This is a genomic window from Allostreptomyces psammosilenae, from assembly GCF_013407765.1.
Lineage (GTDB): Bacteria > Actinomycetota > Actinomycetes > Streptomycetales > Streptomycetaceae > Allostreptomyces > Allostreptomyces psammosilenae.
The window spans coordinates 847,891-871,562 of the sequence record NZ_JACBZD010000001.1; the positions used below are offsets into that span (position 1 = coordinate 847,891).

The 23,672-nt window shown below is 69.0% G+C and carries 19 protein-coding genes and 1 pseudogene; 11 read left to right on the forward strand and 9 right to left on the reverse strand.

The genetic code is table 11. The features are described 5' to 3' along the window. Nucleotides 1-16: 16 nt before the first annotated feature. From FHU37_RS03360 to FHU37_RS03370, 3 genes are read right to left on the reverse strand one after another with little or no spacing between them, the layout of a single operon-like run. Nucleotides 17-913 (reverse strand): SMP-30/gluconolactonase/LRE family protein, encoded by an 897-nt coding sequence (locus FHU37_RS03360; protein WP_179812730.1) that lies wholly within the window; start codon nt 911-913, stop codon nt 17-19. A 40-nt stretch (nt 914-953) separates the two neighbouring features. Then, nucleotides 954-1,922 carry a sugar kinase gene (locus tag FHU37_RS03365; RefSeq protein WP_179812731.1) on the reverse strand — a complete coding sequence of 323 codons (969 nt, stop codon included), beginning with the start codon at nt 1,920-1,922 and terminating at the stop codon, nt 954-956. Next, the gene (locus FHU37_RS03370) at nt 1,919-2,563 is read right to left on the reverse strand and encodes a bifunctional 4-hydroxy-2-oxoglutarate aldolase/2-dehydro-3-deoxy-phosphogluconate aldolase (RefSeq protein ID WP_179812732.1); all 645 of its coding nucleotides are present in this window, start codon (nt 2,561-2,563) and stop codon (nt 1,919-1,921) included. The genes FHU37_RS03365 and FHU37_RS03370 overlap by 4 nt, the downstream gene beginning before the upstream one ends. A 140-nt stretch (nt 2,564-2,703) precedes the next feature. Between FHU37_RS03370 and FHU37_RS03375 the strand changes: the two are divergent. Next, nucleotides 2,704-3,429: pseudogene (locus FHU37_RS03375) on the forward strand (acetylxylan esterase). A gap of 218 nt (nt 3,430-3,647) precedes the next feature. Here FHU37_RS03375 and FHU37_RS03380 read toward each other — a convergent pair. The 4 genes from FHU37_RS03380 to FHU37_RS03395 all read right to left on the reverse strand — a co-directional run bounded on the left by FHU37_RS03380 (nt 3,648) and on the right by FHU37_RS03395 (nt 7,823). After that, nucleotides 3,648-4,484, reverse strand: coding sequence for an IS5 family transposase (locus FHU37_RS03380; RefSeq protein ID WP_312892403.1), 837 nt, complete (start codon nt 4,482-4,484; stop codon nt 3,648-3,650). A gap of 232 nt (nt 4,485-4,716) precedes the next feature. Beyond that, nucleotides 4,717-5,538 (reverse strand): carbohydrate ABC transporter permease, encoded by an 822-nt coding sequence (locus FHU37_RS03385; RefSeq protein WP_218903923.1) that lies wholly within the window; start codon nt 5,536-5,538, stop codon nt 4,717-4,719. Next, on the reverse strand, nt 5,535-6,395 hold the full coding sequence (locus tag FHU37_RS03390) for a carbohydrate ABC transporter permease (protein ID WP_179812517.1): 861 nt from the start codon (nt 6,393-6,395) through the stop codon (nt 5,535-5,537). Before FHU37_RS03390 ends, FHU37_RS03385 begins: the two co-directional genes overlap by 4 nt. 66 nt (nt 6,396-6,461) lie before the next feature. Continuing rightward, the gene (locus FHU37_RS03395; protein ID WP_179812733.1) at nt 6,462-7,823 is read right to left on the reverse strand and encodes an ABC transporter substrate-binding protein; all 1,362 of its coding nucleotides are present in this window, start codon (nt 7,821-7,823) and stop codon (nt 6,462-6,464) included. 251 nt (nt 7,824-8,074) lie between these two features. On the opposite strand from FHU37_RS03395, the gene FHU37_RS03400 reads away from it, so the two are divergent. From FHU37_RS03400 to FHU37_RS03425, 6 genes are all read left to right on the forward strand, one after another. Beyond that, complete coding sequence (locus FHU37_RS03400) at nt 8,075-9,121, forward strand: LacI family DNA-binding transcriptional regulator (protein WP_246449545.1); 1,047 nt, start codon at nt 8,075-8,077, stop codon at nt 9,119-9,121. Nucleotides 9,122-9,379: 258 nt separating this feature from the next. After that, entirely contained in the window at nt 9,380-11,074 is a 1,695-nt protein-coding gene (locus FHU37_RS03405; protein ID WP_179812734.1) for a glycoside hydrolase family 13 protein, read from the forward strand. Between the two features lie 298 nt (nt 11,075-11,372). Beyond that, on the forward strand, nt 11,373-12,563 hold the full coding sequence (locus tag FHU37_RS03410; protein WP_179812735.1) for an ROK family transcriptional regulator: 1,191 nt from the start codon (nt 11,373-11,375) through the stop codon (nt 12,561-12,563). A gap of 77 nt (nt 12,564-12,640) precedes the next feature. Next, complete coding sequence (locus FHU37_RS03415) at nt 12,641-13,948, forward strand: ABC transporter substrate-binding protein (protein WP_179812736.1); 1,308 nt, start codon at nt 12,641-12,643, stop codon at nt 13,946-13,948. Between the two features lie 340 nt (nt 13,949-14,288). Further along, on the forward strand, nt 14,289-15,101 hold the full coding sequence (locus tag FHU37_RS27710; protein ID WP_312892404.1) for a carbohydrate ABC transporter permease: 813 nt from the start codon (nt 14,289-14,291) through the stop codon (nt 15,099-15,101). Nucleotides 15,102-15,106: 5 nt separating this feature from the next. Continuing rightward, entirely contained in the window at nt 15,107-15,964 is an 858-nt protein-coding gene (locus tag FHU37_RS03425; protein WP_179812738.1) for a carbohydrate ABC transporter permease, read from the forward strand. Here the strand turns inward: FHU37_RS03425 and FHU37_RS03430 are convergent. Continuing rightward, nucleotides 15,850-16,524: a hypothetical protein gene (locus FHU37_RS03430; RefSeq protein WP_179812739.1), complete on the reverse strand. Its 675-nt coding sequence runs from the start codon at nt 16,522-16,524 to the stop codon at nt 15,850-15,852. The two genes, FHU37_RS03425 and FHU37_RS03430, sit on opposite strands and share 115 nt — an antisense overlap. A 534-nt stretch (nt 16,525-17,058) precedes the next feature. Between FHU37_RS03430 and FHU37_RS03435 the strand changes: the two genes are divergently transcribed. From FHU37_RS03435 to FHU37_RS03450, 4 genes are all read left to right on the forward strand, one after another. Then, on the forward strand, nt 17,059-19,446 hold the full coding sequence (locus FHU37_RS03435) for a family 49 glycosyl hydrolase (protein WP_179812740.1): 2,388 nt from the start codon (nt 17,059-17,061) through the stop codon (nt 19,444-19,446). 264 nt (nt 19,447-19,710) lie between these two features. Next, nucleotides 19,711-20,850 (forward strand): ROK family transcriptional regulator, encoded by a 1,140-nt coding sequence (locus FHU37_RS03440; protein WP_179812741.1) that lies wholly within the window; start codon nt 19,711-19,713, stop codon nt 20,848-20,850. A gap of 238 nt (nt 20,851-21,088) precedes the next feature. After that, nucleotides 21,089-21,496 (forward strand): DoxX family protein, encoded by a 408-nt coding sequence (locus FHU37_RS03445; protein ID WP_179812742.1) that lies wholly within the window; start codon nt 21,089-21,091, stop codon nt 21,494-21,496. 441 nt (nt 21,497-21,937) lie between these two features. Beyond that, nucleotides 21,938-22,819: a lytic polysaccharide monooxygenase auxiliary activity family 9 protein gene (locus FHU37_RS03450; RefSeq protein ID WP_179812743.1), complete on the forward strand. Its 882-nt coding sequence runs from the start codon at nt 21,938-21,940 to the stop codon at nt 22,817-22,819. Nucleotides 22,820-23,068: 249 nt separating this feature from the next. Here the strand turns inward: FHU37_RS03450 and FHU37_RS03455 are convergent, their stop codons facing one another. Continuing rightward, nucleotides 23,069-23,587: a GNAT family N-acetyltransferase gene (locus FHU37_RS03455; protein ID WP_312892405.1), complete on the reverse strand. Its 519-nt coding sequence runs from the start codon at nt 23,585-23,587 to the stop codon at nt 23,069-23,071. Between the last annotated feature and the right edge of the window lie 85 nt (nt 23,588-23,672).

A 23,672-nucleotide genomic window follows, 5' to 3' on the forward strand; every position in this document is an offset into this window, starting at 1 on the left:
CGTGCCGACCGTCGGGTCAGGAACAGACGGTCCGGGACGCCGCAGGGGGCGCCGTGGCGTCACAGGGGACGGACAGCACCGCGCCGTCCAGCGGACTGGGAGCCGGGAGGCCGTACCGGGCAGTGGTCACGATCAGCCGGTTGCCGGTCAGGCACACGCTGGTGGGCTGCTGGGCAGGCACGTCGAGCGTCAGCAGGAGCCGTCCGTCCGGCGCGTAGCAGCGGACCTGCGCCGCTCCCCACACCGCCGACCACAAGCGGCCTTCGTCGTCCACGGTCATCCCGTCGGGGCTGCCGTTTCCCGGGGCGAGCCGGAAGAAGACGCGTCGGCCTGACAGCGCCCCCGTCGCCGGATCCATGTCATAGGCGTACACGGTGCCCTCGGCGCTGTCGGCGAGATACAGGGTGGCCCCGTCGGGGCTGACCGCAGGGCCGTTGGGAACGGTCAGGCCCTTCAGGACGGTGACGACGGTGCCGTCGGGATCCAGTCGGTGCAGCGCCCCCGCGCCGGGAGCGGCGTCGTAGGCCATCGAGCCGGCCCAGAAGCGGCCCTGCGCGTCGCAAGCGGCGTCGTTCATCCGGCGCGGCGGCCACCCCTCGAGGTCTGGCAGACTCGTACGACTGATGAGGTTGCCGTCCGGGGCGAGCCTGGTGAAACCGGTGCCCGCTGCGGCGAGGAATCCGGCCCCGGCCGCCAAGGGCGCGACGGCGCCGAGCGGTTCTTCGAGGCGGGCAAGCTCGATCAGTGGGGCGCCGGGAGTGTCCGGCAGGCTCAGCAGCCGGCCGGCGAGGATGTCGACGAGCACGACGCGCCCGTCCCTCAGGATGCGTACCCCCTCGCCCAGTTCGAGCCGGTCGACGGCGACGGGCGTGAACTCGGTGCCGACCTCGGGTGTACGAAGGTGCGTGGACATGGCGGAACTCCGGCGATAGGTGGTCGAGGAGGAGGGCTGCTCAGCGGATGGCGCTTCCGGGCGGGACGTCGAGGAGGGCGAGTTCGTCGCGGTGGGGCAGTCCCTCCCAGTCGCCGCGGCTGGCGACCGCGAACGCGCCGGTGGTGCCGGCGCGTCGCAGGCGATCGGCCGGTGGCAAACCGTCCAGGAGCCCCGAGAGGTATCCGGCGCAGAACGCGTCCCCGGCACCCACGGTGTCGAGGACCGGGACACGATGAGCGGGCTGGTGGAAGTGCTCGCCGTCGGCGGTGTACAGGTCCGCGCCGTCGCCTCCGCGCTTGACGACCACCTCGCGTGCCCCGTCGTCCAGCAGCCGGCGCACCTGGGTGACTTCCTCCAGTGATTCCTCGCCACCGGCGATCAGGGAGAGCTCGTCGTCCGAAGCGATGACCACGTCGACGCTGCCACTGAGCCGGCGCATGGCCTCCGTCGCCCGGCCCCGGCTCCAGAGGCGGGCGCGGTAGTTGACGTCGAGGACCACCGTCCAGCCGTGCGCCGAAGCGTGTTCGACGGCGGCGGTCACCGTCGCGCGGGGGCCCGCACCGAGGGCACAGGTGATGCCGGTGACATGAAGCACGCGGGCTCCCGCGGCCAGGGCCGGCGCGAGGTGTTCGGGTTGCTGGAGGGATGCGGCGGATCCCGACCGCCAGTAGTGCACACGCGTCACGTCGGCCACCAGGCGCTCGCGCAGCAGGGCACCCGTGGGCGCTTCGGGATCGGTCGTGGCGTGGCGCACATCGACGCCTTCACCCCGCAGCGTCCGCAGGGCCAGGCGGGCCGGCTCGTCCGCGCCGAGGCGCCCCGCCCAGGACACCCGGTGGCCCAGGCGGGCCAGCCCGATGGCGACGTTCGACTCGGCGCCGGCCACCGCCGTACGGGTCGGGGCGCCCGTGGCCAGAGGCCCCTCCGCTTGAAGGGACAGCATCGTCTCGCCGAAGGTGAGCACATCGGCGACCGTTCCGGAGTTCACGCGGCGCGCTCCTCTCCCTGGCACGCCGCGCGGAACCGGCGGGCCCGCAGCCGCAGTCCGTCCAGGTCGCCGCCGTGGGCGGCGTCGCCGACCAACGGCGAGCCGACGCCGACGGCGAGAGCGCCGGCCGCGAAGTACTCCGGTATCGCCTGCGCGTCCACACCGCCGACGGGAACCAAAGGGAGGTCGGGGAAGGGGTCCTTCAGGGCCCGGAGGTAGGCGGGCCCGCCGATGGAGGCGGGGAAGAGCTTCACCGCGGTGGCACCGGCGGCCATCGCGGTGGCGGCCTCCGTAGGGGTCAGGGCCCCCGCCAGTACGGGCAGGCCCTGCTCCACGGCGGCGGTGACGCCCTCGCCCACGACGGGGGTGACCACCCAGGTGGCACCGGCATCCTGGGCGCGCAGCAGATCATGGCGCGTGACGACGGTGCCCGCACCGATGAAGGCATCCTGGCCGACCGAGCGAACGGCCTTCGCGATCACACCGCAGGCGTCGTCGGTATTGAGGGAGACCTCGATGAGATCGACCCCCTCCTCCACCAACGTGAGCACGGTGTGCAGAGCGGCGTGCGCCGAGCGTCCGCGCACGATGGCGGCGAGCCTGCGATGGCTCAGGCGGTGGGGGAAGTCTGCGAGGTCCACGAGAGGGCTCCGATGGGTGGCAGGGGACACTGGACACGATCAAGGCATTAAATAATAATTAATCAGTGCTCTCAAGGGGGGCCTGGATGCGCTTCCGCGCTCGGTGTGAGCGACCCCCTACCTGCCGAAGGTGGTGCCGCATAGTCCTGATCGACCTCCCGCTCGACGAACTCCGCGCATATCGCAGCGACTCGGTCGCCCCTGAGGACTTCGATGCCTTCTGGGCCAGGACGCTGCACGAGGCGCGCGAGTTCGACGTGGATGCCCGCTTCGAGCCGGGCTGTCGACAGTCCGGGTGTACGACGTGACGTTCGCCGGTTTCGGCGGTCATCCAGTGAAGGGCTGGCAGCGACTGCCGGCCGATGCCGAAGAGCCGGTGCCTCTGGTGGTGGAGTTCATGGGCTACGGCGGCGGACGCGGCCTCCCCCACGAGGACCTGCTGTGGGCGTCCAGCGGCCGGACGCACTTCGTGATGGACACCCGGGGGCAGGGCAGCGGCGGGGATGGCCGCGGTGGCGCCGGACGTGCCGTTCCTGTGCGACTTCCCCCGTGCCACGACGCTCACGGACCGACACCCGTACCGCGAAGTCGGCCTCTACCTCAAGACACACCGAGGCCGCGCCGAGGACGCCCTGCACACGCTGTCGTACTTCGACGCCGTCCACTTCGCCGCCCGCGGCCGCGCGCCCGCACTGTTCTCGGCAGCGCTGGGGGACCAGACCTGCCCCCCGTCAACCGTTTTCGCGGCGTTCAACGCCTGGGCCGGCTTCGACAAGGCCATCGAGGTCTACGACTTCAACGACCACGAGGGCGACGGCCCGTACCACGAGGCGGCCAAGCTGCGCTGGCTACGGTCGTACGTCTGAGGCTCCTCACGCGGCGAGTGAACGCCCCACCGAGCCGGAACGCGCGGACGCCGTGGGCGCCGCACTCGACGACGCGATGCTCACCACGAACTCCTACGACGAGCACGCCACCGACATCCAGGCCCGGCCCTCCTCGCGGTTTACGTGCTTCGCCCTCACCGTGGCCGAAGCAAGAGCGCCGTGCACAACCTCGCGCTCTGCGGGCATAAATGATCATTTCAGGATTGGGTCCGCAGGCGGCGCAGGCATATGAGACTGCAGGCCAGTTCGAGCAGACCCTGATGGAGATCGGCGCGTCGCTCGTAGCGGATGCGGAGCCGTTTGGACTGGTGCAACCAGGCGAAGGAGCGCTCCACCACACAGCGCACCTTGCCCAGCCCGGAACCGTGGGCGACGCCGCGCCGGGCGATCAACGGCTTGATGCCCCGCTTCCACAGCAGGCGACGGTGCTTGTCGAAGTCGTAGCCCCGGTCGGCATACAGACGCCGGAGCTTGCGGCGGGGACGTCCTCGCCGGCCTCGAATCGGTGGAACGGCGTCCAACAGCGGCAGAAGCTGGGTGACATCGTGCCGGTTACCACCGATGAGAGTCACGGCGAGTGGGGTTCCGTGACGGTCTACGATCAGATGGTGCTTGGAACCGGGACGGGCACGGTCAACGGGCGAGGGACCGACATGATCCCCCCTTTGAGGGCCCGGACATGCGATCCGTCCACGGAACAATCGTCCGGGTCCAGCAGACCGGCACGGCGCAATTCGGTCAGCAGGACGGCGTGCAGGCGCGGCCACACGGCCGGCCTCGGTCCAGTCCCGCAGTCGACGCCAGGCCGTCACACCCGAGCAGCCCACCGTCTCCGCAGGAACATCACGCCACGCGACACCGGTCCGCAGCACAAACAGTATGCCGGCGAGTGCTGCCCGGTCCGGCACGCGAAGCCGCCCAGGATGCCGGTGGCGCCGTTCGGGAGTAGGCGGCAATAGCGGGGCCACCCGCTTCCACAGGTCGTCAGGAACAAGATCACCACGCACGCTGGACACCCTGCCGGCCAAGGCCACCGAGTGCAAGACCTGTGGATCAACCCATTCTGAAACAATCAGTAAGCGCCCTCACGGAGGCCCGGTGGTCGAGATGCTCGCGGCCATGGGCGCCAACGCCGGGAAATGCGCTCGGGCCGCCTCCTCCAGGGAGCGGCCCGAGCGCGTGTGCGGGGTCAGGAAGGTTCGGCGAGTTCGAGTGGAATTCCCTCGGTGAGGGGAGGGGCGGCCGGTGTGGCGGCTCCGTGTGGGGTTATCGGATGGCTCCGCGCATGACGCCGGAGATGATCCAGCGTTGGGCGGTGACGTAGAGGATGACCATGGGGGCGAGGGCCATGAGGTAGGAGGCGAAGGCGAGGTTGTAGTCGGTGTTGAACTGTCCTTGGAAGGCGTATTGGACCAGGGGGAGGGTGAAGGAGTCGCGGTCGCCGAGCATGACCAGGGGGAGGAGGAAGTCGTTCCAGGTGGTCAGGCAGGTGAGGACGGCGACGGTGGCGTTGATGGGGGTGAGGAGGGGGAAGATGACGCGCCAGAAGGTCTGCCAGGTGTTGGTGCCGTCGAGTGCGGCGGCTTCTTCGAGTTCGCGGGGGATGGAGCGGAGGTAGCCGGTGTAGAGGAAGACGTTGAAGGACAGCCCGTAGACGACGTAGAGGAGGATCAGGCCGATCTGGTTGTCGAGTCCGATCATGCTCATTTGTCGTACGACGGGGAGCATGATGATGGGGAAGGGGATGAACAGGGCGCTGATGAGGTAGTAGTACAGGCCGCGGAAGAGTCGGCGGTGCATGTTGCGGGCGATGGCGTAGGCGACCAGTGAGTTGGTCAGGACGACCAGGACGACCACGGCGATGGTGATGATCGTGCTGTTGAGGAGTGCGCGGAAGAAGCCGGTGGTTTCGATGGCCCGGCTGAAGTTGTCCCATTGCGGGTCCAGTGGCAGGGCGAGTGCGGAGGTGGCGGTCTGTTCCGGGCTTTTCAGCGCGATGGTGATGGTGAGGTAGAGGGGGAGGGCGACGGTGAGGGATGCCGCGCAGAGGAGTGTGGTGACCAGCCAGTTGTTTCGGGTGTGCATCATGCGTTCACCTCTCGGCGCTGCAGGACGCGCAGCTGGAGCAGGGACAGTCCGGCGATGAGGAGGAAGTAGATGACGGCGTTGGCGGATTGGTAGGCGAATTCGCCGCCTTGGAAGCCGCCTTGGAAGATGAGGACGGAGATGGACTGGGTGGCGTTGCCGGGGCCGCCGCCGGTTAGGGCCATGATCTGGTCGAAGACTTGGAGGAAGCCGCGTAGGGCGAGGACCATGTTGATGGTGAAGAACGGGGCGATGAGGGGGAAGGTGATGCGTCGGAAGCGTTGCCAGGGGGTGGCGCCGTCGATGGCGGCGGCCTCGTAGATGTCGGCGCCGATGGTTTGCAGGCCGGCGAGGTAGATGATGATGTTGAAGGCGACTGCCTGCCAGACGGTGACGATGACCACGCCGATCCAGGCGAGGTCGGGGTCGCCGAGGATGTTGACGGCGAGTCGGTCGATGCCCCAGCTGGCTCCCCATTGGGGGAGGATGAACGCGAAGAAGTAGTTGAAGACGAAGCCCACGATGAGCACGGAGAGCACGTTGGGCAGGAAGAAGATCGCGCGCAGGGTCTTGCGGAACCAGATGCGGGAGTTCAGTCCGACCGCGATGGCCAGGGCGATCACGTTGGTGGCGATGGTGGCGGCGATGGCGAAGCCGAGGGTGAACAGGTAGGAGTCGAGGATGCGGTCATCCCTGGTCATCGCGGCGTAGTTGCGCAGGCCCACGAACTCCCAGTCGCCGTAGCCGCTAAAGTTGGTCAGGCTGTAGAAGGCGCCCTGGAGGGCGGGCAGGGTGTGCAGGACGAAGAACAGGATGACGGCCGGAGCGGCCATCCAGTAGAAGACCCTGGATCTGGGCATCGTGCTTCTCTCTCTTCCGCAACAAAGCGGCTTTCGGCGGTGTCCCGGGGCGCGCGGCGGGGTGTGTCAGCTGCGGGCCTGCACCTTCTCCCATTCGTCGTCGAGCTCCCGCAGGAACGCGCCGGCGTCCTCGGAGATCAGGAACTCCTGGGTGATCGCCTGCAGCGGCACCGCCGGCGCGAACCGGTGCTCGGGATACCCGGTCACCTGACCGGAAGCGAAGTAGGGGTTGAGGGAGGCCAGTGCCGGGTCCTGCTGGGGGACGTCGACCCGGGCGGAGAACAGGCCCTGCTCGGCGATGTACTGGGCGGAGGCTTCCTTGCTGGTCAGGAATCGGATGAACTCCCGGACCTCTTCGGGGTGCTCGGTGTCCACCCCCGTGGTCAGCACCGTGTCCACACCCGACACCAGCCGGTTGTCCGCCGGGTCGTCCGCGGCCGGCATCGCGAAAGCGCCCACCGTGATGTCCGGGTTGACCTGCTTGATCGCGCTGATCGCCCAGATCCCCTGGGTCAACATCAACGCCTCACCCCGGGCGAACATCGCGTTCCCGGTGTTGTAGTCGGTGCCGAACGGATCCTCGTTGCCGAACTCCTTCAACGCCGTGAACCGCTCCGCGACCTCCCCGAAATCCGCAGCGAACGTGGTGCGGTCGGCCTCCCGGTCGTCGAAGAACCCCTCCGGCGCCAGACTCGCCGCCAGCGAGTTGAAGCCGACCATCGCCGTCCACGCGTCCTTCCACGTGAACGCGAACGGAGTCCGCCCCGCCGCCTCGATCTCCTCACACACCCGAACCAGTTCGTCCCACGTGGTCGGCGGCTCCAACCCCAACTCGGCGAACGCCTCCACGTTGTAGAGCACCCCGTTGGCGTTCGTGGACAACGGCACACCGTTGGTCTCCCCCGGCCGGGAGCCCACCCCGTTCAACACCTCCACCACACCCGGCTGGATCGCCTCCAGGGCCGGATCACCGGTGAAGTCCGCGAACACCCCCGCCTCGGCCAACTCCCCGTAGGTCGCGGTCCCGTCCAACGCGATCACGTCCGGCACATCGTTCTTCACCAACCGGGTACGCAGCGCCGTCCCCGCGTTCGGCACCTGGTTCTGCCGAACATCGATCCCCGGATGAGCCGCCTCGAACTCCGCGATCAACGCGTCGAAACTCGCCACCGCCTCCGGCTTCGCCTGGAAGAACTCCAACTCGACCACACCGTCATCACCACCCGCACCGACCCCACACCCGGCCACCACCGGCACCAGGGCCAACACCAACGGAAACACCACCACGGCACGGCGCCACGAGAAACCGTGCTTGCCGGCGCCTGGGCGCCGTCGGCGGAGACGGGCTGACGAAGATCTGCGGCTCACGGATCCTCCATATGCGCGGGCGCCTCCAGCGGCGTCCATGGACAACTTCGGAAGGGCCACCCTGGAGGGTATCTACCGTTCCTCACGGAGAGTGACACTTGGTGCAGGGTCGCGCACGCCTTGCAGAGGGGCGGGCGACCTGTGACCTGCACATCGCCAGCAAACGATGTCACTCAGCCCCAGGGGCGTCAATACCAAGTGAACAGCTTATTTCTGTCAGGCAAGAAACGAGACTGATGGCAGCGATGGCAACGTTGGCGAGCCCTCTCACCCAATGCCCCCCTACTTGCACGACCCGTTACCATCGCCCCATGACAGCCTCGGAGCACCCCCGGATGAGCGATGTGGCACGGCGTGCCGGAGTGTCGTTGTCAACGGTCTCCCGGGCCCTGCGGGGAGTGCCCGGAGTGGCCCCGGAGGTGCGTCACCGGGTGGAGCAGGCGGCGATGGAGCTCTCCTATGTCATCTCGCGGGGAGCGTCGAGCCTGGTCACGGGGAGGACTGGTCGCATAGCCGTCATAGCGCCCTTCCTCCAGCCGTGGTTCTTCGGCGTCGCCATGGCCGGCATCTACTCGCGGTTGCGCTCCACCGGGACGGACATGGTCGTCTACGAGGTGGGTGACACCACGGCGCTGTCCTCGTATCTGCGTACGCTGCCGCTGCGGCGCAACGTCGACGCGGTGATCGCCCTCTCCCTGAGACCGGCCGACGAGGAACTGGAGCACCTTCGCAGGTTGGGAGTGCCCGTCGTCTTCTGCAGTGACGAGGTGGACGGCTTCCCCAGCGTCTTCATCGACGAGGCCGCTGCGGCGGCGGACGCCACCCGGCACCTGCTCAACCTCGGTCACACCCGCGTCGCCTATGTACAGGCGCGTGATGACACCGGTTTCTCCTGGCATTCGCGTCAACGCGTCGTGGGCTGCCGGAAGGCCACCGCGGATGCCGGGCTCGAGCTGGTCGTGGTCACCGCCAAGACCGGCATCGATGGTGGAGCGCTGGCGGCGGCGGAGCTCCTCTCCCTGAGCGATCCCCCCACCGCGATCGTCACCGAGACGGACGACCTCGCCCTCGGAGTTCTGAGGACGCTGGAGCGCTCGCGGCTGGCCGTCCCCGGGGTGATGTCCGTGGTCGGGTTCGACGACCAGGAAACCGCGGCCCTGTTCGACCTCACCACCGTTGCCCAACCGGTGTACGACCTTGGCGCGCAGGCGGCCCAGTTGGCCCTGGACGTCCTGGATGGCACGGGGCGAACCGACACCCACCTGCAGTTGCCGACCCACCTCGTCGTTCGTGGCACCACAGCCGGCCCACGACCGACCTCCTCGTTGGCCGGCCCCAGCGCCGGCGAGTCCTCCTGAGCCAGGAGTCGTTGACGCCAGTCCCCACCTGAACGGATGCCACCAGCGGATGGCAACGTTTGCGGCCTTGCCGGGTAGCAGTAAGGACTGCAAGGCGAAAATCCCTTATTGACAGCCTCAGACGGAGATGGCAACGTTCTCATGCGTCGCGTGTGGGGTGCGTCGTGCTCACAGCGCGTGCAGTCCGGCGTCGCCCTCCGCGACTGAACGGCGGAGCGACGTGACCGTAGGGACGATCTGTTGGGAGCAGGGACGGGTATGGCGGTTTCGCAGGGCAGTGACTGGTGGAAGAGTGCGGTGGTCTACCAGGTGTATCCGCGCAGTTTCCGGGACAGTGACGGTGACGGCATCGGTGATCTGCCGGGGGTAATCGAGAAGCTGGACTACCTGAAGCTGCTGGGTGTGGACGTGGTCTGGTTGTCGCCGGTGTACCCCTCGCCGGGTGATGACAACGGTTATGACATCAGCGACTACTGCGGCATCAATCCCGAGTTCGGCACCCTGGCCGACTTCGAGCGGTTGCGTGACGGTCTGCACGAGCGCGGGATGCGTCTGGTGATGGACCTGGTCGTGAACCACACCTCGGACGAGCATCCGTGGTTCAGGGAGTCCCGCGAGTCGGTCGACTCTCCCAAGCGGGACTGGTACATCTGGCGGCCCCCGGCCGCGGACGGTGGTCCGCCGAACAACTGGGGGTCGGTCTTCTCCGGTTCGGCCTGGGAGTACGACGAGAAGACCGGGGAGTACTTCCTGCACCTGTTCAGCCGCCGCCAGCCGGATCTGAACTGGGAGAACCCGCAGGTGCGGGAGGCCGTCCACGAGGTGATGCGCTGGTGGCTGGACCGCGGCGTGGACGGCTTCCGAATGGACGTCATCAACTTCATCTCCAAGGAGCCCGGCCTGCCCTCCTCCCCGGAGATCGGCGCCGACGGCTACGGCTCCTTCTTCGCCCACGCCGTCGACGGCCCGATGGTGCACCGCTACCTGCGGGAGATGAACGATGCGGTGCTGGCCGGCCGGGACGTGATGACCGTCGGCGAGATGCCCGGCGTCACCCTGGAGCAGGCCCGTCTCTACACCGCGCCGGAGCGGCGCGAGGTCAACATGGTCTTCCAGTTCGAGCACGTCGACCTCGACGACGGCCCCGGCGGCAAGTTCGACCCCGTACCCGTCCCGCTACCGGTGCTCCGGGCGTCACTGAACCGCTGGCAGCAGGGCCTCGCCGAGGACGGCTGGAACAGCCTGTACTGGAACAACCACGACCAGCCCCGCGTCGTCTCCCGCTTCGGCGACGACTCCACCGAAACCACCCGCGTCGCCTCCGCCAAGATGCTCGCCACCGTCCTGCACCTGATGAAGGGCACCCCCTACATCTACCAGGGCGAAGAACTGGGCATGACCAACGCCCACTTCACCAGCATCGACGACTACCGCGACATCGAGATCCTCAACTACTACCGCACCGCCGTCGGCGGCGGCCTGGTCACCCCCGAACAGGCCCTGCGCGGCATCCGCGCCCGCGGCCGCGACAACGCCCGCACCCCCGTCCAATGGAACGCCGGCCCCGGCGCCGGCTTCACCACCGGCACCCCCTGGATCGCCGTCAACGACAACTACCAGCACATCAACGCCGAAGCCGCCATCGCCGACGACAACTCCGTCTTCCACCACTACCGACGCCTCATCACCCTCCGCAAGACCCACCCCGTCATCGTCCACGGCACCTTCCACCCCCTCCTGGACGACCACGACGACATCTACGCCTACCTCCGCACCCACGACCAACACAAACTCCTGGTCATCGCCAACTGGACCGGCCAACCGATCGAAGTCCCCCTCGACCCCACCCCCCTCATCGGCCCCAACCACCACCTCCTCATCAGCACCCACAACGACGCCCCCACCTTCCACCACCTACGCCCCTACGAAGCCCGCGCCTACCTGGCGATGTAGTCCCCACAATCACCGGATGCGGGGGGACGGCCTCCGGAAGGGGCGAGGGTGCCGCGCTGCGGACACCCTCGCCCCTTCTGCTTCCCCGGAGACTGAGGGCCCCGTGGACTGCCCCGCGGCCGTGGTTCGCAGCATGATCCGACCCTGTCGAATTTCTTGACGCAAGAAAATAAGCGCGACACACTCACGTCATCCGGTGCGCGGGCCTCTGCCCTGCACCGCTGAGGGTGTGGTGTTGACGGGTGTCGGCCGCACCAGCGAGCGCTCGGATGCCCATGCGCACAGGGGGAGGCGACGGATGGTGATGGACTCCACGCCCGTGACAGACCTGCTCGGTGAACAGACCCGGGCTGAGATGTTCGCGCTCGTCCTCACCGACGGGCCGATATCCCGTACCGGGATCGCCCATCGCCTGGGCGTGTCACCGTCCACCGTCACACGCCTGCTGCTGCCCCTGGTGGAGGGGGGATACCTGCAGGAGTCGCAGGCTACCCGCACCGGCCCGGGACGGCCCCAGCTGCTGTTACGGGTCAACGCGCGCAAGCACGCGGTGGTCGGCATCAAGATCGGTCCGGGGCGGGTCGTCGGCGTGCTGACGGACATGGCAGCCCGTGTCATCGCCCGTGGCAGCCTGCCGCTGTCCAGCACGTCCGCCGGCACGGTGCTGGACACCGCCGCACGCCTCGCCGGGCAGCTGATCAAGGACGCTCCCTCGGGCGACGACGGCGATCCCGTGCTCGGGATCGGTGTCGGAGTAAGCGGACACGTCGACGCCCGCACGGGCGTGTGTCGTGTCTCGCCCCTCCTGGGCTGGGCGGATGTGGACGTGGCCCGTCCGTTGTCCGCGAGAACCGGGCTGCCCGTTGTCGTCAACAACGACGTCAACACCCTGGTCGTCGCCGAGCGGTGGTTCGGCCACGGCCGGGAAGTCGACTCCTTCGCCGTGGTCACCGTGGGGCCGGGCATCGGATGCGGACTGCTCCTGGACAGCAGGCTGTACGCGGGCGCGAGCGGGATGGCCGGCGAGTTCGGGCACCTGCCGCAGGATCCGGACGGCCCGGTGTGCGGGTGCGGTCGCGTCGGTTGTCTGGAGGTGCTGTCCTCCACTGCCGCGGTGCTGCGGCACCTGCGCGACTCCGGAGCAGCTCATCCAGCGACCATCGAACAGGCCATGGCACTCGCCCGGACGGCGACCGGGGCCGCGAGCGACATCGCGCGAGAAGCCTTCTCCCGGGCCGGGGCGGCACTCGGCCGTGGCCTGGCGGGCCTGTGCAACATCCTCAACCTGCAACGCGTGGTGATCGCCGGCGAGGGGGTCGTCGCGCAGGACCTCTTCGGTCCGGCCATGACCAAAGCCTTCGAGGAACACGCCTTCTCGGACTCCGCCCGCGACTGTCACCTGCTGTTCGACCCCGTCACCGACGACCTGTGGGCGCGCGGTGCGGCGTGCCTCGTCATCCGTGACATCGTCCGCGCGCCCCTGTCCTAGGCGTCCAGCAGACCCAGCTCGTCACAGCACGCTGCCATCCGTCCGCGGCCACGTCACCCGACCCATGAGGAGACACCGTGCCCCACACGTCCCCCAGAACCGCGAAAGTCCTGGCGGCCGCCACCGCCGTAGTGCTCTCCGCCACCGCCTGCGGGAGCGGCTCGGGAACCGGTACCCCGGAAGCGGGGCCCGCCGAGGGAACCATCACCTGGTACGCGATGCCGTTCGGGCCCGCCGGCCTGCCGGAGAAGCTCGTCGAGGCGTTCGAGGCCGCCCATCCGGAGATCGACGTGGAGTTCCAGGCCGCGCCCAACAACACCGACACGGTCCGCTCCACCCTCACCACGGAGATCTCCGGTGGTTCGAGCAGCGTCGACGTCTACAACGGCGATGTCGTCTGGCCGGCCCAGTTCGGTCAGGCGTCTCTGGCGCTCTCCGTCGACGACTACCTGCCAGCCGACTTCTGGGAACGTTTCGCGGAGGGACGCGCGGAGGGCACCGAGTACGCCGGCTCCCACGTCGCCGTCCCCCTCTTCACCGACCAGGGCTTCCTCGTCTACCGCCAGGACCTCCTGGAACAGGCGGGACTACCCGTGCCCACCACGTGGGAGGAGCTGCGCGAGACGGCCAAGCGCCTGCAGGACTCCGGCGCCGTCGAACACGGTTACGTCGCCCAGTGGGCGAACTACGAGGGACTGACGGTGAACTGGACGGAGTTCGCGGCCGACGCCGACACCTCCATCCTCAACCCGGACGCCACGGAAGCGGCGATCGACTCCCCGGAATCCCTGCGTGCCCTGGAGTTCATGCGCTCTCTGATCGAGGAGGGCGTGACCCCCGCGGCCACGACCACCTTCCAGGAGCAGCAGGCCCAGCAACTGTTCACCAGCGGCGGAGCGGCCTTCCTGCGCAACTGGGGCTATGCCTACGGTGACGCCAACGATCCCGAGGTCTCCGAGATCGTCGGCAAGGTCGGCATCACCACGCTGCCCACCTTCGAGGGGCAGCAGCCACCGGGTTACTCCGCCGTCGGCGGCTGGAACCTGATGATCAACCCCCACACCGACAACCTCGGTGCCACCATGGCGTTCGTCGAGTGGATGACCGGCCCTCAGGCGCAGCGGATCCTTGCCGAGAACTCCATGATCCCAGCCGTCGCCGACGTCCTGAACGACCCGGAGCTCCAGGCCGCCAACCCGGTTCTGGCCGCCGCCGCGCAGACCAGGCTGATCTCCCGGCCCTCCGCCACTCCGGAGTACCCCCGGATCAGCCAGAGCGTCTACACCAACGTCAACGCCGCCCTCACCGGGACCACCGCCCCGGCGACGGCCCTCGCCGAGGCACAGGCGCGGATCAACGACGCGGTCTCCGGCGACACCCTGTGACCGCGGCGCGGCGGGTCGGCACACACCGCCGGCCCGCCGCGCCCCGCACACATCCTCTTCCCCGCCGCTGAGCCCTCCCGACGGCCAGCGCCCCACCTTGCCGGCGGACCCCCGCCGGCCGACCGACGAGGCACCTCCACTTCCGGTTCCCGACTCCCCAGGGACACTGATGCCCTCGACAACGCCCCCTGACCAGGCCGCACACGTGCGGCTCGCCCACGCTTCCCCCGGCAGGAAAGGCCGCCCCACGCTCCGGGGCTCGGCGCGCTCGCCCCTGCAGCGCCGTACCGCCCGTATGGGGTGGGCCTTCGCCCTGCCGGCGCTGCTCGTGGTCGCGGCAGTGACCATCTTTCCCATCGCCTACTCCGTGGCCATGAGCCTCAACGAGGTGGCCGTCTCCGCGAACGGCTTCCGACTGCTGGGCATGACCGGGGACAACTACGCGGTCGTGCTCGGCTCGGACCGGTGGCGCTACGCACTGGTCTTCACCGTCGCCTACACGGTGGTCACCGTCATCGTGGAAATGATCCTGGGCACGGTCATCGCCCTGGTCCTCGAGCGCCTGGAGGCCGGCCGCGGCTGGATGATGGCACTCCTTCTCATGCCCTGGGCCATGATCACGGTCATCTCCGCGCAGCTGTGGGCGTACGTCTACAACGGCGTCTACGGAGTCCTCGACGCCCTGGTCACCCCATTCCTGGGTGAGGTCAACTTCCTCGGCACCCCGGCGACGGCGATCGCCTCCATGGCCGTCGCCGACATCTGGAAGACCACGCCGTTCGTGGCCGTCATCGTGCTCGCCGGCCTGGTCATGCTCCCCGGCGACATCGTCGAGGCCGCCCGCGTGGACGGCGCGAACCCGTGGACGACGTTCTGGCGGATCCGCCTGCCGCTCCTGCGGCAGACACTCGCCATCGCCCTCCTCTTCCGCGTCCTCCAGGCGTTCGGCATCTTCGACCTGCCCTTCGTGTTGACCGGGGGAGGGCCCGGCACCTCCACCGAATCCCTGGCGCTCCTCGGCTACCGGGTGATGTTCCAGGACCTCGACTTCGGACTCGGCGCTGCCGTGGCCACGACCACCACCGTCCTCGTCCTCCTCGGCTGCCTGATCTTCCTGCGCGCCTTCCGCGCCCAGGTCGGAGAAGGGGACTGACCACCGTGACCGAATCCCACGCCCCCGCCCGCCGCCGCCAGCACCGTCCCCGCCTGCTCACGGTGAGCAACCTGGGCGCCCTCCTCGTCGCCCTGTTCACCGCCGCCCCGCTGTACTGGCTCGTGGTCAGCTCCTTCCGCGGCCCCCTGGAGATCGGCGCCGCGCCGACCCCACTCCCGCGCGACCCCACCACGGCGAACTACACCGACGCCTTCGCCGAGTACGAATTCGGAACCTACCTGGCCAACTCCGCGATCGTCTCGGTCGCCTCCACCGCGCTGGTACTCTGCCTCGGCACGCTCGCCGCCTACGCCCTCGCCCGGCTCCCGCTGCGCGGTACCACGCCGGTGATGACCGCGCTGCTGATGATCTCGCTCTTCCCCACCATCGCGCTCGCCGCACCGCTGTACCTGCTGATGCGTGACATCGGCTGGCTCAACAGCCACCAGGGCCTGATCCTCGCCTACACGGCCTTCAACCTGCCGTTCGCCGTCTGGATCCTGCGCAACTACTTCCTGTCGATCCCCCGGGAGATGGAGGAGGTGGCCTGGATGGACGGCGCCTCCCCGATCCGCACCGTGGTCAGCGTCATCCTCCCGCAGGCCCGCCCCGGCCTGTTCACCGCCGGCGTCTTCACCTTCGTGGCCTGCTGGACCGAGTTCCTCCTCGCCCTCACCCTCAACACCTCCGACCAGTACCGCACCATCGCCGTCGGCATCGCCCTGTTCGGCAGCCAGTACACCGTCCCCTACGGCACCGTCTTCGCCGCCGCCACCGCCGCGATGCTGCCCATCGCCCTGCTCGTCCTCGTCTTCCGCCGCGCCGTCGTCTCCGGCCTCACCTCCGGAGCCGTCAAGGGCTGACCGCCGTGGTCACGGCCCGGCGCCGCGGGGCCCTCGACGTCGCCCCGCCCGGCACCTCCGCGACCGCCCCGCGATCGCGGAGGTCGCCGGCCGTTCCCCTCGTGTGAGGCGGTTGCCACGGTCAGTCCCGCGGCGACCAGTACGACGTTCTTGATGATGTACTGCCCCTCCATGGAGGGGGCGACGAGCACGGTCGTCCACGTCTCGGCGGGAAGCAGCAGCAGCGCGGAGAACACGCCCGACATGTGCGTGAAGAACACGACCAGGGTGAGCCGTGGGAGCACGCCGGAGAGCAGTCCGACGCCGATCAGCACCTCCATCAACGCCAGCAGTGGGCGGCTGACGTCTGCGGACACCAGTCCCATTGTCAGGCGCTCCATGGTGCGGGTGGCGACGTCCTCGGCAGGACTCGCGCCCGGGACGAACTTCAGCACCCCGAACCACAGGTACACCAGTCCCACCGACGCGCGGAGCACCAGGGAACTCCGGCGCCGGTAGCCGGCCGCGAACCGCTCCCACCCGCTCCGAACCCTGCTCCAGGGCAACGAACGCGACTCCAAGACCAGACCTCCCCGTTCCCCGCGTGCTCGCGGCCAACACCTGGCGCCCCATCGCCGTGCGGGCCGCCGACCCACTCGCGTGGCCGCGCTCCCTGCTCGGGCACCTCTGTGTCACGAGGCGGTGCCTCGGTGCCCCTCAGCGTGAGTACGGCGCAATTTCTCGTCAACCCGTTCGGCCGGGATGGCAACGATTTGCAATGATCGGCAACGTTGCCAAGCCTTTGATGGGCCCTGGCAGCGGCTCTACAAGCTTCTTTGTGTCGACTGGTTGACGCTGCGGGAACGGCGATGGCATCGTTTGCTGCGCTAGAAGGGACTAGCGGAGTGTCATGCACGCGTCGTGACGCGTGCCGTCCCCGAGCCCGCGCGGCCTGACGCGGGCTGTCCGGCATCGTCCGAGGAGACCTTCGGGGTCGCTCCTTACTGGACGGCGACCACCGTCCTCCATCTCGTACTCGTTCCTGTCGAAGGAGCAGCATCGCCATGTCCGGAACAAGAAGGCGTCGTCGCCCGCCCCGTGGGCACGCGCCGTTGATGCGTCGCATCCTCGCCCTCGCAGCCTCACCCCGAGGGACCACCGCCCCGCGCGGTGCGGCGGCGATCGCCGCCGGCCTGATCCTGGTCCTGGCCGCCGTCCTCGTGCCGGCCAGTGTCGCCACCGCCGCCGGCGAGAACGGCCGTGGCCGTGTGCCCGCGCACGCCAACGCGGCGGCCACCACGCGCACGGCAGCGGCGGCAACGACCGCCGACACCTCCCAGCTGCAGACCTGGTGGCACGACAACTACGAGTTCAACACCACCAGCCCCACGCAGAACAACCAGGTGAGGCGTTCGTCGTTCTACGACGTCCGGGTCGCCACCGCAGCGGCGCCGAACACCCGGTACGACTCGTTCGCCTACATGAGCATTCCGCGCAGCGGCAAGGGCAAGCCCGGCTACACCAAGGAGGACGGCGCCGAGTTCGCCTCCTCGGCGAACCTGACCATGAGCTGGTCGAGCTTCCTGTACTCCACCGACGTGTGGGTCGACGTCTCGCTGCGCACCGGCCAGACGATCTCCTCCGCCGACCAGGTGACCATCCGCCCCAGCAGCTACGACTTCGAGAAGCAGCTGGTCAACAACACCACCGTGCGGATCAAGGTGCCCTACGCCGCCAGCGGGTACCGCTTCTCGGTCGAGTTCGCTCCGCAGCTGTACACCGCGTACAACGACATGTCCGGGGCCAGCGGCGTCCTGACGACCCAGGCGAGCGGGAACCGGGCCGTCCACACCGAGCCGCGCAACTCGATGATGATCTTCGCCGAGCCGATCCTCACCGGCGCCGAGCAGGAGCGACTGGTCCCGACCGCCGAAGACGGCAGCATCCACTACCCCCAGCCGGGGCAGGTGACCAACCTCAACACGATCACCGAGGAGATCGTCTACTTCCGGCCCGGCACCTACTACATGGGGTCGCGGTACCACGCGGTGCTGCCCGCGAACGTGAAGTGGGTCTACCTGGCCCCCGGCGCGTACGTCAAGGGAGCCTTCCGGTTCTTCCACGACACCCAGGGCCTGTACAAGGTGACCGGCTACGGCGTGCTCTCCGGCGAGCAGTACGTCTACGAGGCCGACACCAACAACAACTACGACCACCTCAGCGGGGCGTCCAACTGCCACGCCTCCTGCGTGAAGATGCTGCAGTTCGCCTCCTCCAACGCCGAGCAGTACCTGGACCTGCAGGGCGTGACGATCAACGAGCCGCCGTACCACTCGTTCGTCGTCTACGGCAACGAGCAGACCTTCCACATGCGGGTGAACAACTACAAGCAGGTCGGCAGCTGGTACTGGCAGACCGACGGCATCGAGCTCTACCGCGGCAGCACCATGCGCGACACGTTCTTCAACGCCAACGACGACGTGCTGAAGATGTACCACAGCGACGTCACCATCGATAACACCGTCGTCTGGAAGAACGAGAACGGCCCGGTCATCCAGTGGGGATGGACCCCCCGCAACATCGACAACGTCACGGTGACCAACACCCACGTCATCCACAACCGCATGTACTGGAAGGACGTCAAGTACAACACCTGCATCCTCAACTCCTCCTCCCACTGGGAGAACATGGGCTCGACCACGACCGCCAACCCCAGCACCTGGGTGCGGAACATGCGGTTCGAGAACATCACCGTCGAGGGCATGACCAACTGCGCGATCCGCGTCTACGCCCTCTCCAGCACCGAGAACATCCACATCAAGAACCTCTCCATCGGCGCCTGGAACGGCCTCGACCCCGCCTCCCAGGTCAGCCACCTCAAGCGCTACTCCAACACCGCCAACCAGAAGGTCACCCTCGGCAACGAGACCAGCCAGAGCCGCGGCATCAAGCTGGAGAACTACACCGTCGGCGGCGTCGCCATCGAGAAGTCCGGCACCAACTGGGGCGCCGACCAGCTCGGCCGACTCGGCTTCGACGCCGAGAACTGGGACAACTGGAACGCCTGGAGCTCCAGCGGAGGCGGCAACCCCGGCGGTCCCGGCGGCGGCACCGGCGCGTTCACCGGCCAGATCGTCAACAACGCCACCGGCAAGTGCGTCGACCGCGCCGGCGGCGGCACCGCCAACGGCACCGCCGTACAGCAGTGGACCTGCGCCAACGTCCCCGCGATGACCTGGACGATCGATGGACAGGCGGTCACCTCCGGGGGCAAGTGCCTCGACACCGTGAGCGGCGGCACCGCCAACGGCACCCGGGTGCACCTGTGGGACTGCGGCGGCTGGGACTCCCAGCAGTGGGTGCGCCAGTCCGACGGCACGCTGAAGAACGTCAAGTCCGGTCGGTGCCTGGACGTCTACCAGGGCTCCACCGCCGACGGTGCCCGCCTCCACCTGTGGGACTGCGGCGGCTGGGCCAGCCAGCGCTGGACCCTGAGAGCCTGATCCGCTCACAGCCTGCCCGTTGTTCCGGGCCCGGCCGCCCCTGTGGCGGTCGGGCCCACCGTTCCGGTTGACCGAGAGGACGATCACCGACAGAACGATCCCGCCCCCCGTCCTGGTACGTCCTGCTGCTGGGTGGGGGTGGGATCCGGGGCGCGGGGCTAAACTTCCAGCATGGCAATAAGCCCCATCCCCAGTGTCGCGCCCACCCGCGATGTCGGTGCCCGGAGGTTCCCTCCGGTGGTCACGGATCAGGAGGGCGGGGCTGTGGCGGATCGGACGAGGGCGGAGATCTTCGCCGCGTTGCTGACCGCGGGGCCGTCGTCGCGCACTGATCTGGCGCGCAGGCTGGGGTTGTCGCAGTCGACCGTCACCAGGGTGGTCAACCCGCTCGTCGACACCGGCTACCTGGTGGAGGTCGGTGCCCGCACCTCGGGGGGTGGTCGGCCGCAGCGCATCCTGCGGGTGGCGCGGGAACGGCATCTGGTGGCGGGGGTCAAGCTGTCGCCCAGGAGCGTGGTGGCGGTACTCGCCGACCTGGAGGCGACGATCGTCGGCCGTAGCCAACTTCCGGTGCCTCCTGGAGCCGACGCGGCCGAGGTTCTGCGGCTCGCCGGCCAGGCGGTGGAGTTCCTGCTGGGCAGTGGGGAGGACGTGGGTGCGCGGCTGCTCGGGGTGGGCGTGGGGGTGGGCGGGCACGTCGACGCGCGGACGGGGCGCTGTGTGCTCTCCGGCGTGATGGGTTGGCACGACGTGGACGTGGCGGGTTCGCTGTCGGCCGCGCTGGAACTTCCGGTCGTGGTGAACAACGACGCCAACGCGCTGCTGGTGGCCGAGCAGTGGTTCGGTGCCGGGCGGGACTGCACATCACTGGCCGTGGTGACCGTGGGTGCGGGCGTGGGCTGCGCGTTGATGCTCGACGGGGGCCTGCACACCGGGTTCACCGGGCTGGCCGGCGAGCTCGGGCACATTCCCGTCCAGTTCGACGGGCCGGTGTGCTCGTGCGGCAACCGGGGCTGTCTGGAAGCCGTGGTCTCCGACCAGGCGGTGCTGTCGACCATTGCGGAGCGCACCGGCATGCCCTGCCCGTCCGTCGCCGAGGCGGTGGCCCGCGCCCAGGCGGGTGACGCGGTGGTGCGTGAGGTGTACGCCGCCATGGGAACGGCTCTCGGCCGGGCCATGGCCACCGTCTGCAATCTCTTCAACCCCGAGAAGATCATCCTCAGTGGCGAGGGCGCCCGCGCGTACGACCTCTTCGGCCCCGCCTGCCGAGACGCCCTCGCCGCGCACGCCTTCTCCACCGCCGCGGCCGACTGCGAGCTGCTCGTACACGCCGCCGACGACGACCTGTGGGCCCGCGGCGCCGCCTGCCTGGCCATCGCAGAAGCCGTCCAGGCAACCCGCTGAGCCCGATCCCAGGCGGCTCCGGCCGGGGGGGGCGTCTTCGTTCGTCAGCCAGGCCACCGGCCCTGCCGAGGCGTGCACCCAGTTACTTGTTTTCTGTCAGAAAGCTTGACGAGGGCGTCTCTTTGGCACCACCGTATGGGCCAGGCCCCGGGGTTCGGCCGTGAGCCGGCCGCACCTCGGGGTGCCGGACCGGAGTGGGTCCACGCCTCGCCTTGCACCTATCTGGAAGGGGCATGTCATGGACGTGCTGAACAAGCGGGCGGACACCGTCCTCGCGCTCTACCGCATGGTGGCGGGCCTACTGTTCGCCTGCCACGGCGCGGCGACGCTCTTCGACGTGCTGGGTGGTCCTCACGGTGAGGCGCCCGGCGCAGGGGAGTGGCCGGGCTGGTGGGCGGCGGTGATCCAGTTGGTGGGCGGCGCCCTGGTTGTGGCCGGGCTCGGAACACGGCTGGCGGCAACGATCTGCTCGGGGTCCATGGCCTACGCGTACTTCGTCGTGCACCAGCCTGACGGCCTGCTCCCGATCGAGAACGGCGGAGAGGCCGCGGCGATGTTCTGCTGGTCCTTCCTCCTGATCACCTTCCTCGGCCCGGGCCGGTGGAGCGCGGACGCCCTGATGGGCCGTTCCGCGACCGCACGCTGACGGTGACGAGGCGAACGTCCTCACCGCGAGAGCCGTCCCAGTGGTGCGTGCGCCACCTCGGCTCTCCCGTCACCGAGCACCTCTTCCAGCGCGTGCACTCTCCGCCGAGATCAGGCCGGATTCCCCCTGAAAGCCTGGCCACCGCCTGCCGTGTCAACAACCGGAGAGCCAGTTACTTTTTTCCTGCCAGAAAGATTGACGACCCTGCCTGGATCCGCCAACGTGTCAGGTACATGAGGGCGGCGGATGCTTCGCCGGGCTCCTCTGCTGGGGCTTCCCGCTGATCGCCGTCCAGGGGCCGGTCGCTGGAGGCTGCCGACCCTCGCGTCCCGTGGCACCGGCACATCGGTCGGCCACCTCCGAAAGGAGGAACGCCATCACCAGCAACTGACACCGCGCCAGCGCACTCATCCACAAACCACTCGAAGACGAGGATTCACGATGCACCTGGCACCGAAGTCGTCCGCGCGCCGCCGGGCGGTGTTCGCCCCGGCGCTGCTCGCCGCAGCCCTGCTCTCCCCCATCCCGCTGGCGAACGACGCCGACGCGCACGGAACCGTCACCAATCCGCCGACCCGCAACTACGGGTGCCTGGAGCGCTGGGGCGCGAATGAGCCCAACCAGGCTCAGGACCCCATGTGCCACAGCGTGTACCAGGCCAACCCCAGCGCCATCACCTCGTGGAAGGCCGTCTACGCCAACGGCACCGGCGACAACTACCGGCAGGTGATCCCGGACGGCCAGATCTGCAGCGCCGGCAGGAACGGCGAGACCGACTACTCGGCTCTCGACCGCCCCGGCCCGTGGGTCACCACCGCCGTCAACTCCAACTTCACCGTCAACGTCTACGACGAAGCCCGGCACGGCGCGGACTGGCTGCACGTCTACGTCACCAGGCAGGGCTACGACCCCACCACCCAGCCGCTCCGCTGGTCCGACCTCGAGCTGGTCAAGACCACCGGCAGCTACCCGGGCGGTGCCTCACCGAACTACGTCACCGACGCCAGCGTCGGCGGCCGCAGCGGTCGCCACGTCGTCGTGACCGTCTGGCAGGCGTCGCACATGGACCAGAAGTACTTCCTCTGCAGCGACGTCAGCTTCGGCGGCACCAGCTCCCCGAACCCGACGAACCCGCCGGACCCGGCCCCGACCGCGTGCCTGCCCACCACCTGGCACGAAGGCGCCGTGTACACCAACAACGACACCGTCACCTGGAACGGCCACAACTGGCGGGCCAAGTGGTGGGTGACGGGCGAGGAACCGGGCACCACCGGTCAGTGGGGCGTCTGGGAGGACCTCGGCGCCTGCACCACGAACGGCTGACCGCCTGAGGCCTTCCCGGACAGCCAGGCCGACTGACCCGTGACAACGGTGTGGACGGCCGGCCCACCGACGGGGCGTTCGCCTGGCGGACGCCCCGTCGGTGCGGGGGAGAACGGTCGGACACGGTCAGGGGACGCGGGCACACGAACGCCACCCAACCCGTGTCCACGACCTCGTCGGGCCGTACCGAGGAGGCCTGACGCCCTCCGGGGGTTCTCCTCGAGGACGCCCCCGCGCCGGGGAAACGGCTCAGCGCAGGGACTTGTAGTAGTACGTGGTGGAGCGGAGGGCGCCGGCGGGGTCGGTGGCGTAGTCGGGGATGACGCCGGCCGGGGTCCAGCCGGCCGAGCGGTACAGGCGCTCGGCGGGGCTGTCGGTCTCGGTGTCCAGGACCAGCAGGTGCCGGCCGTGCTCGACGGCGGCCTGCTCGACGGTGTCCAGCAGGGCGCGGCCCAGGCCCTGCCGGCGGGCGTCGGGGTGGACCAGCAGCTTGGCGACGTCCGCGCGGTGCCGGCCGTTGGGCATGCCGGCGAGCGCGAGCTGGACGGTGCCCCGGATCCGGCCGTCGACCCGGGCGACCCACAGCAGCAGCCGCTCCTCGGCCACCGCCGGGGCCAGCGACTTCCACCAGGCCGCCGCCTCGGCCGGGTCGAGCGGGGAGAGGAAGCCGACCGAGGCGCCGCCCTCCACCACGTCCGCCAGCAGGGCGGCGAGTTCCTCCGCGGAGCCGTCGACCTCCGCGGACGACAGACGGGTGATCGCGTGCACGGTGCGTCCCCTCGGGTGCGAACAACAGTGTGGGGACATAGTGCACGACGGGGGTGCGCGCCCGGTCGCCGGGTCCGGTCGACGG

Excerpts from the sequence above, each read along its gene's own strand:
- FHU37_RS03360 (WP_179812730.1), bottom strand. The coding sequence starts at position 913 with ATGTCCACGCACCTTCGTACACCCGAGGTCGGCACCGAGTTCACGCCC.
- FHU37_RS03385 (WP_218903923.1), bottom strand. The coding sequence starts at position 5,538 with ATGATGCACACCCGAAACAACTGGCTGGTCACCACACTCCTCTGCGCG.
- FHU37_RS03390 (WP_179812517.1), bottom strand. The coding sequence starts at position 6,395 with ATGCCCAGATCCAGGGTCTTCTACTGGATGGCCGCTCCGGCCGTCATC.
- FHU37_RS03400 (WP_246449545.1), top strand. The coding sequence starts at position 8,075 with ATGACAGCCTCGGAGCACCCCCGGATGAGCGATGTGGCACGGCGTGCC.
- FHU37_RS03405 (WP_179812734.1), top strand. The coding sequence starts at position 9,380 with ATGGCGGTTTCGCAGGGCAGTGACTGGTGGAAGAGTGCGGTGGTCTAC.
- FHU37_RS03410 (WP_179812735.1), top strand. The coding sequence starts at position 11,373 with ATGGTGATGGACTCCACGCCCGTGACAGACCTGCTCGGTGAACAGACC.
- FHU37_RS03435 (WP_179812740.1), top strand. The coding sequence starts at position 17,059 with ATGCGTCGCATCCTCGCCCTCGCAGCCTCACCCCGAGGGACCACCGCC.
- FHU37_RS03445 (WP_179812742.1), top strand. The coding sequence starts at position 21,089 with ATGGACGTGCTGAACAAGCGGGCGGACACCGTCCTCGCGCTCTACCGC.
- FHU37_RS03450 (WP_179812743.1), top strand. The coding sequence starts at position 21,938 with ATGCACCTGGCACCGAAGTCGTCCGCGCGCCGCCGGGCGGTGTTCGCC.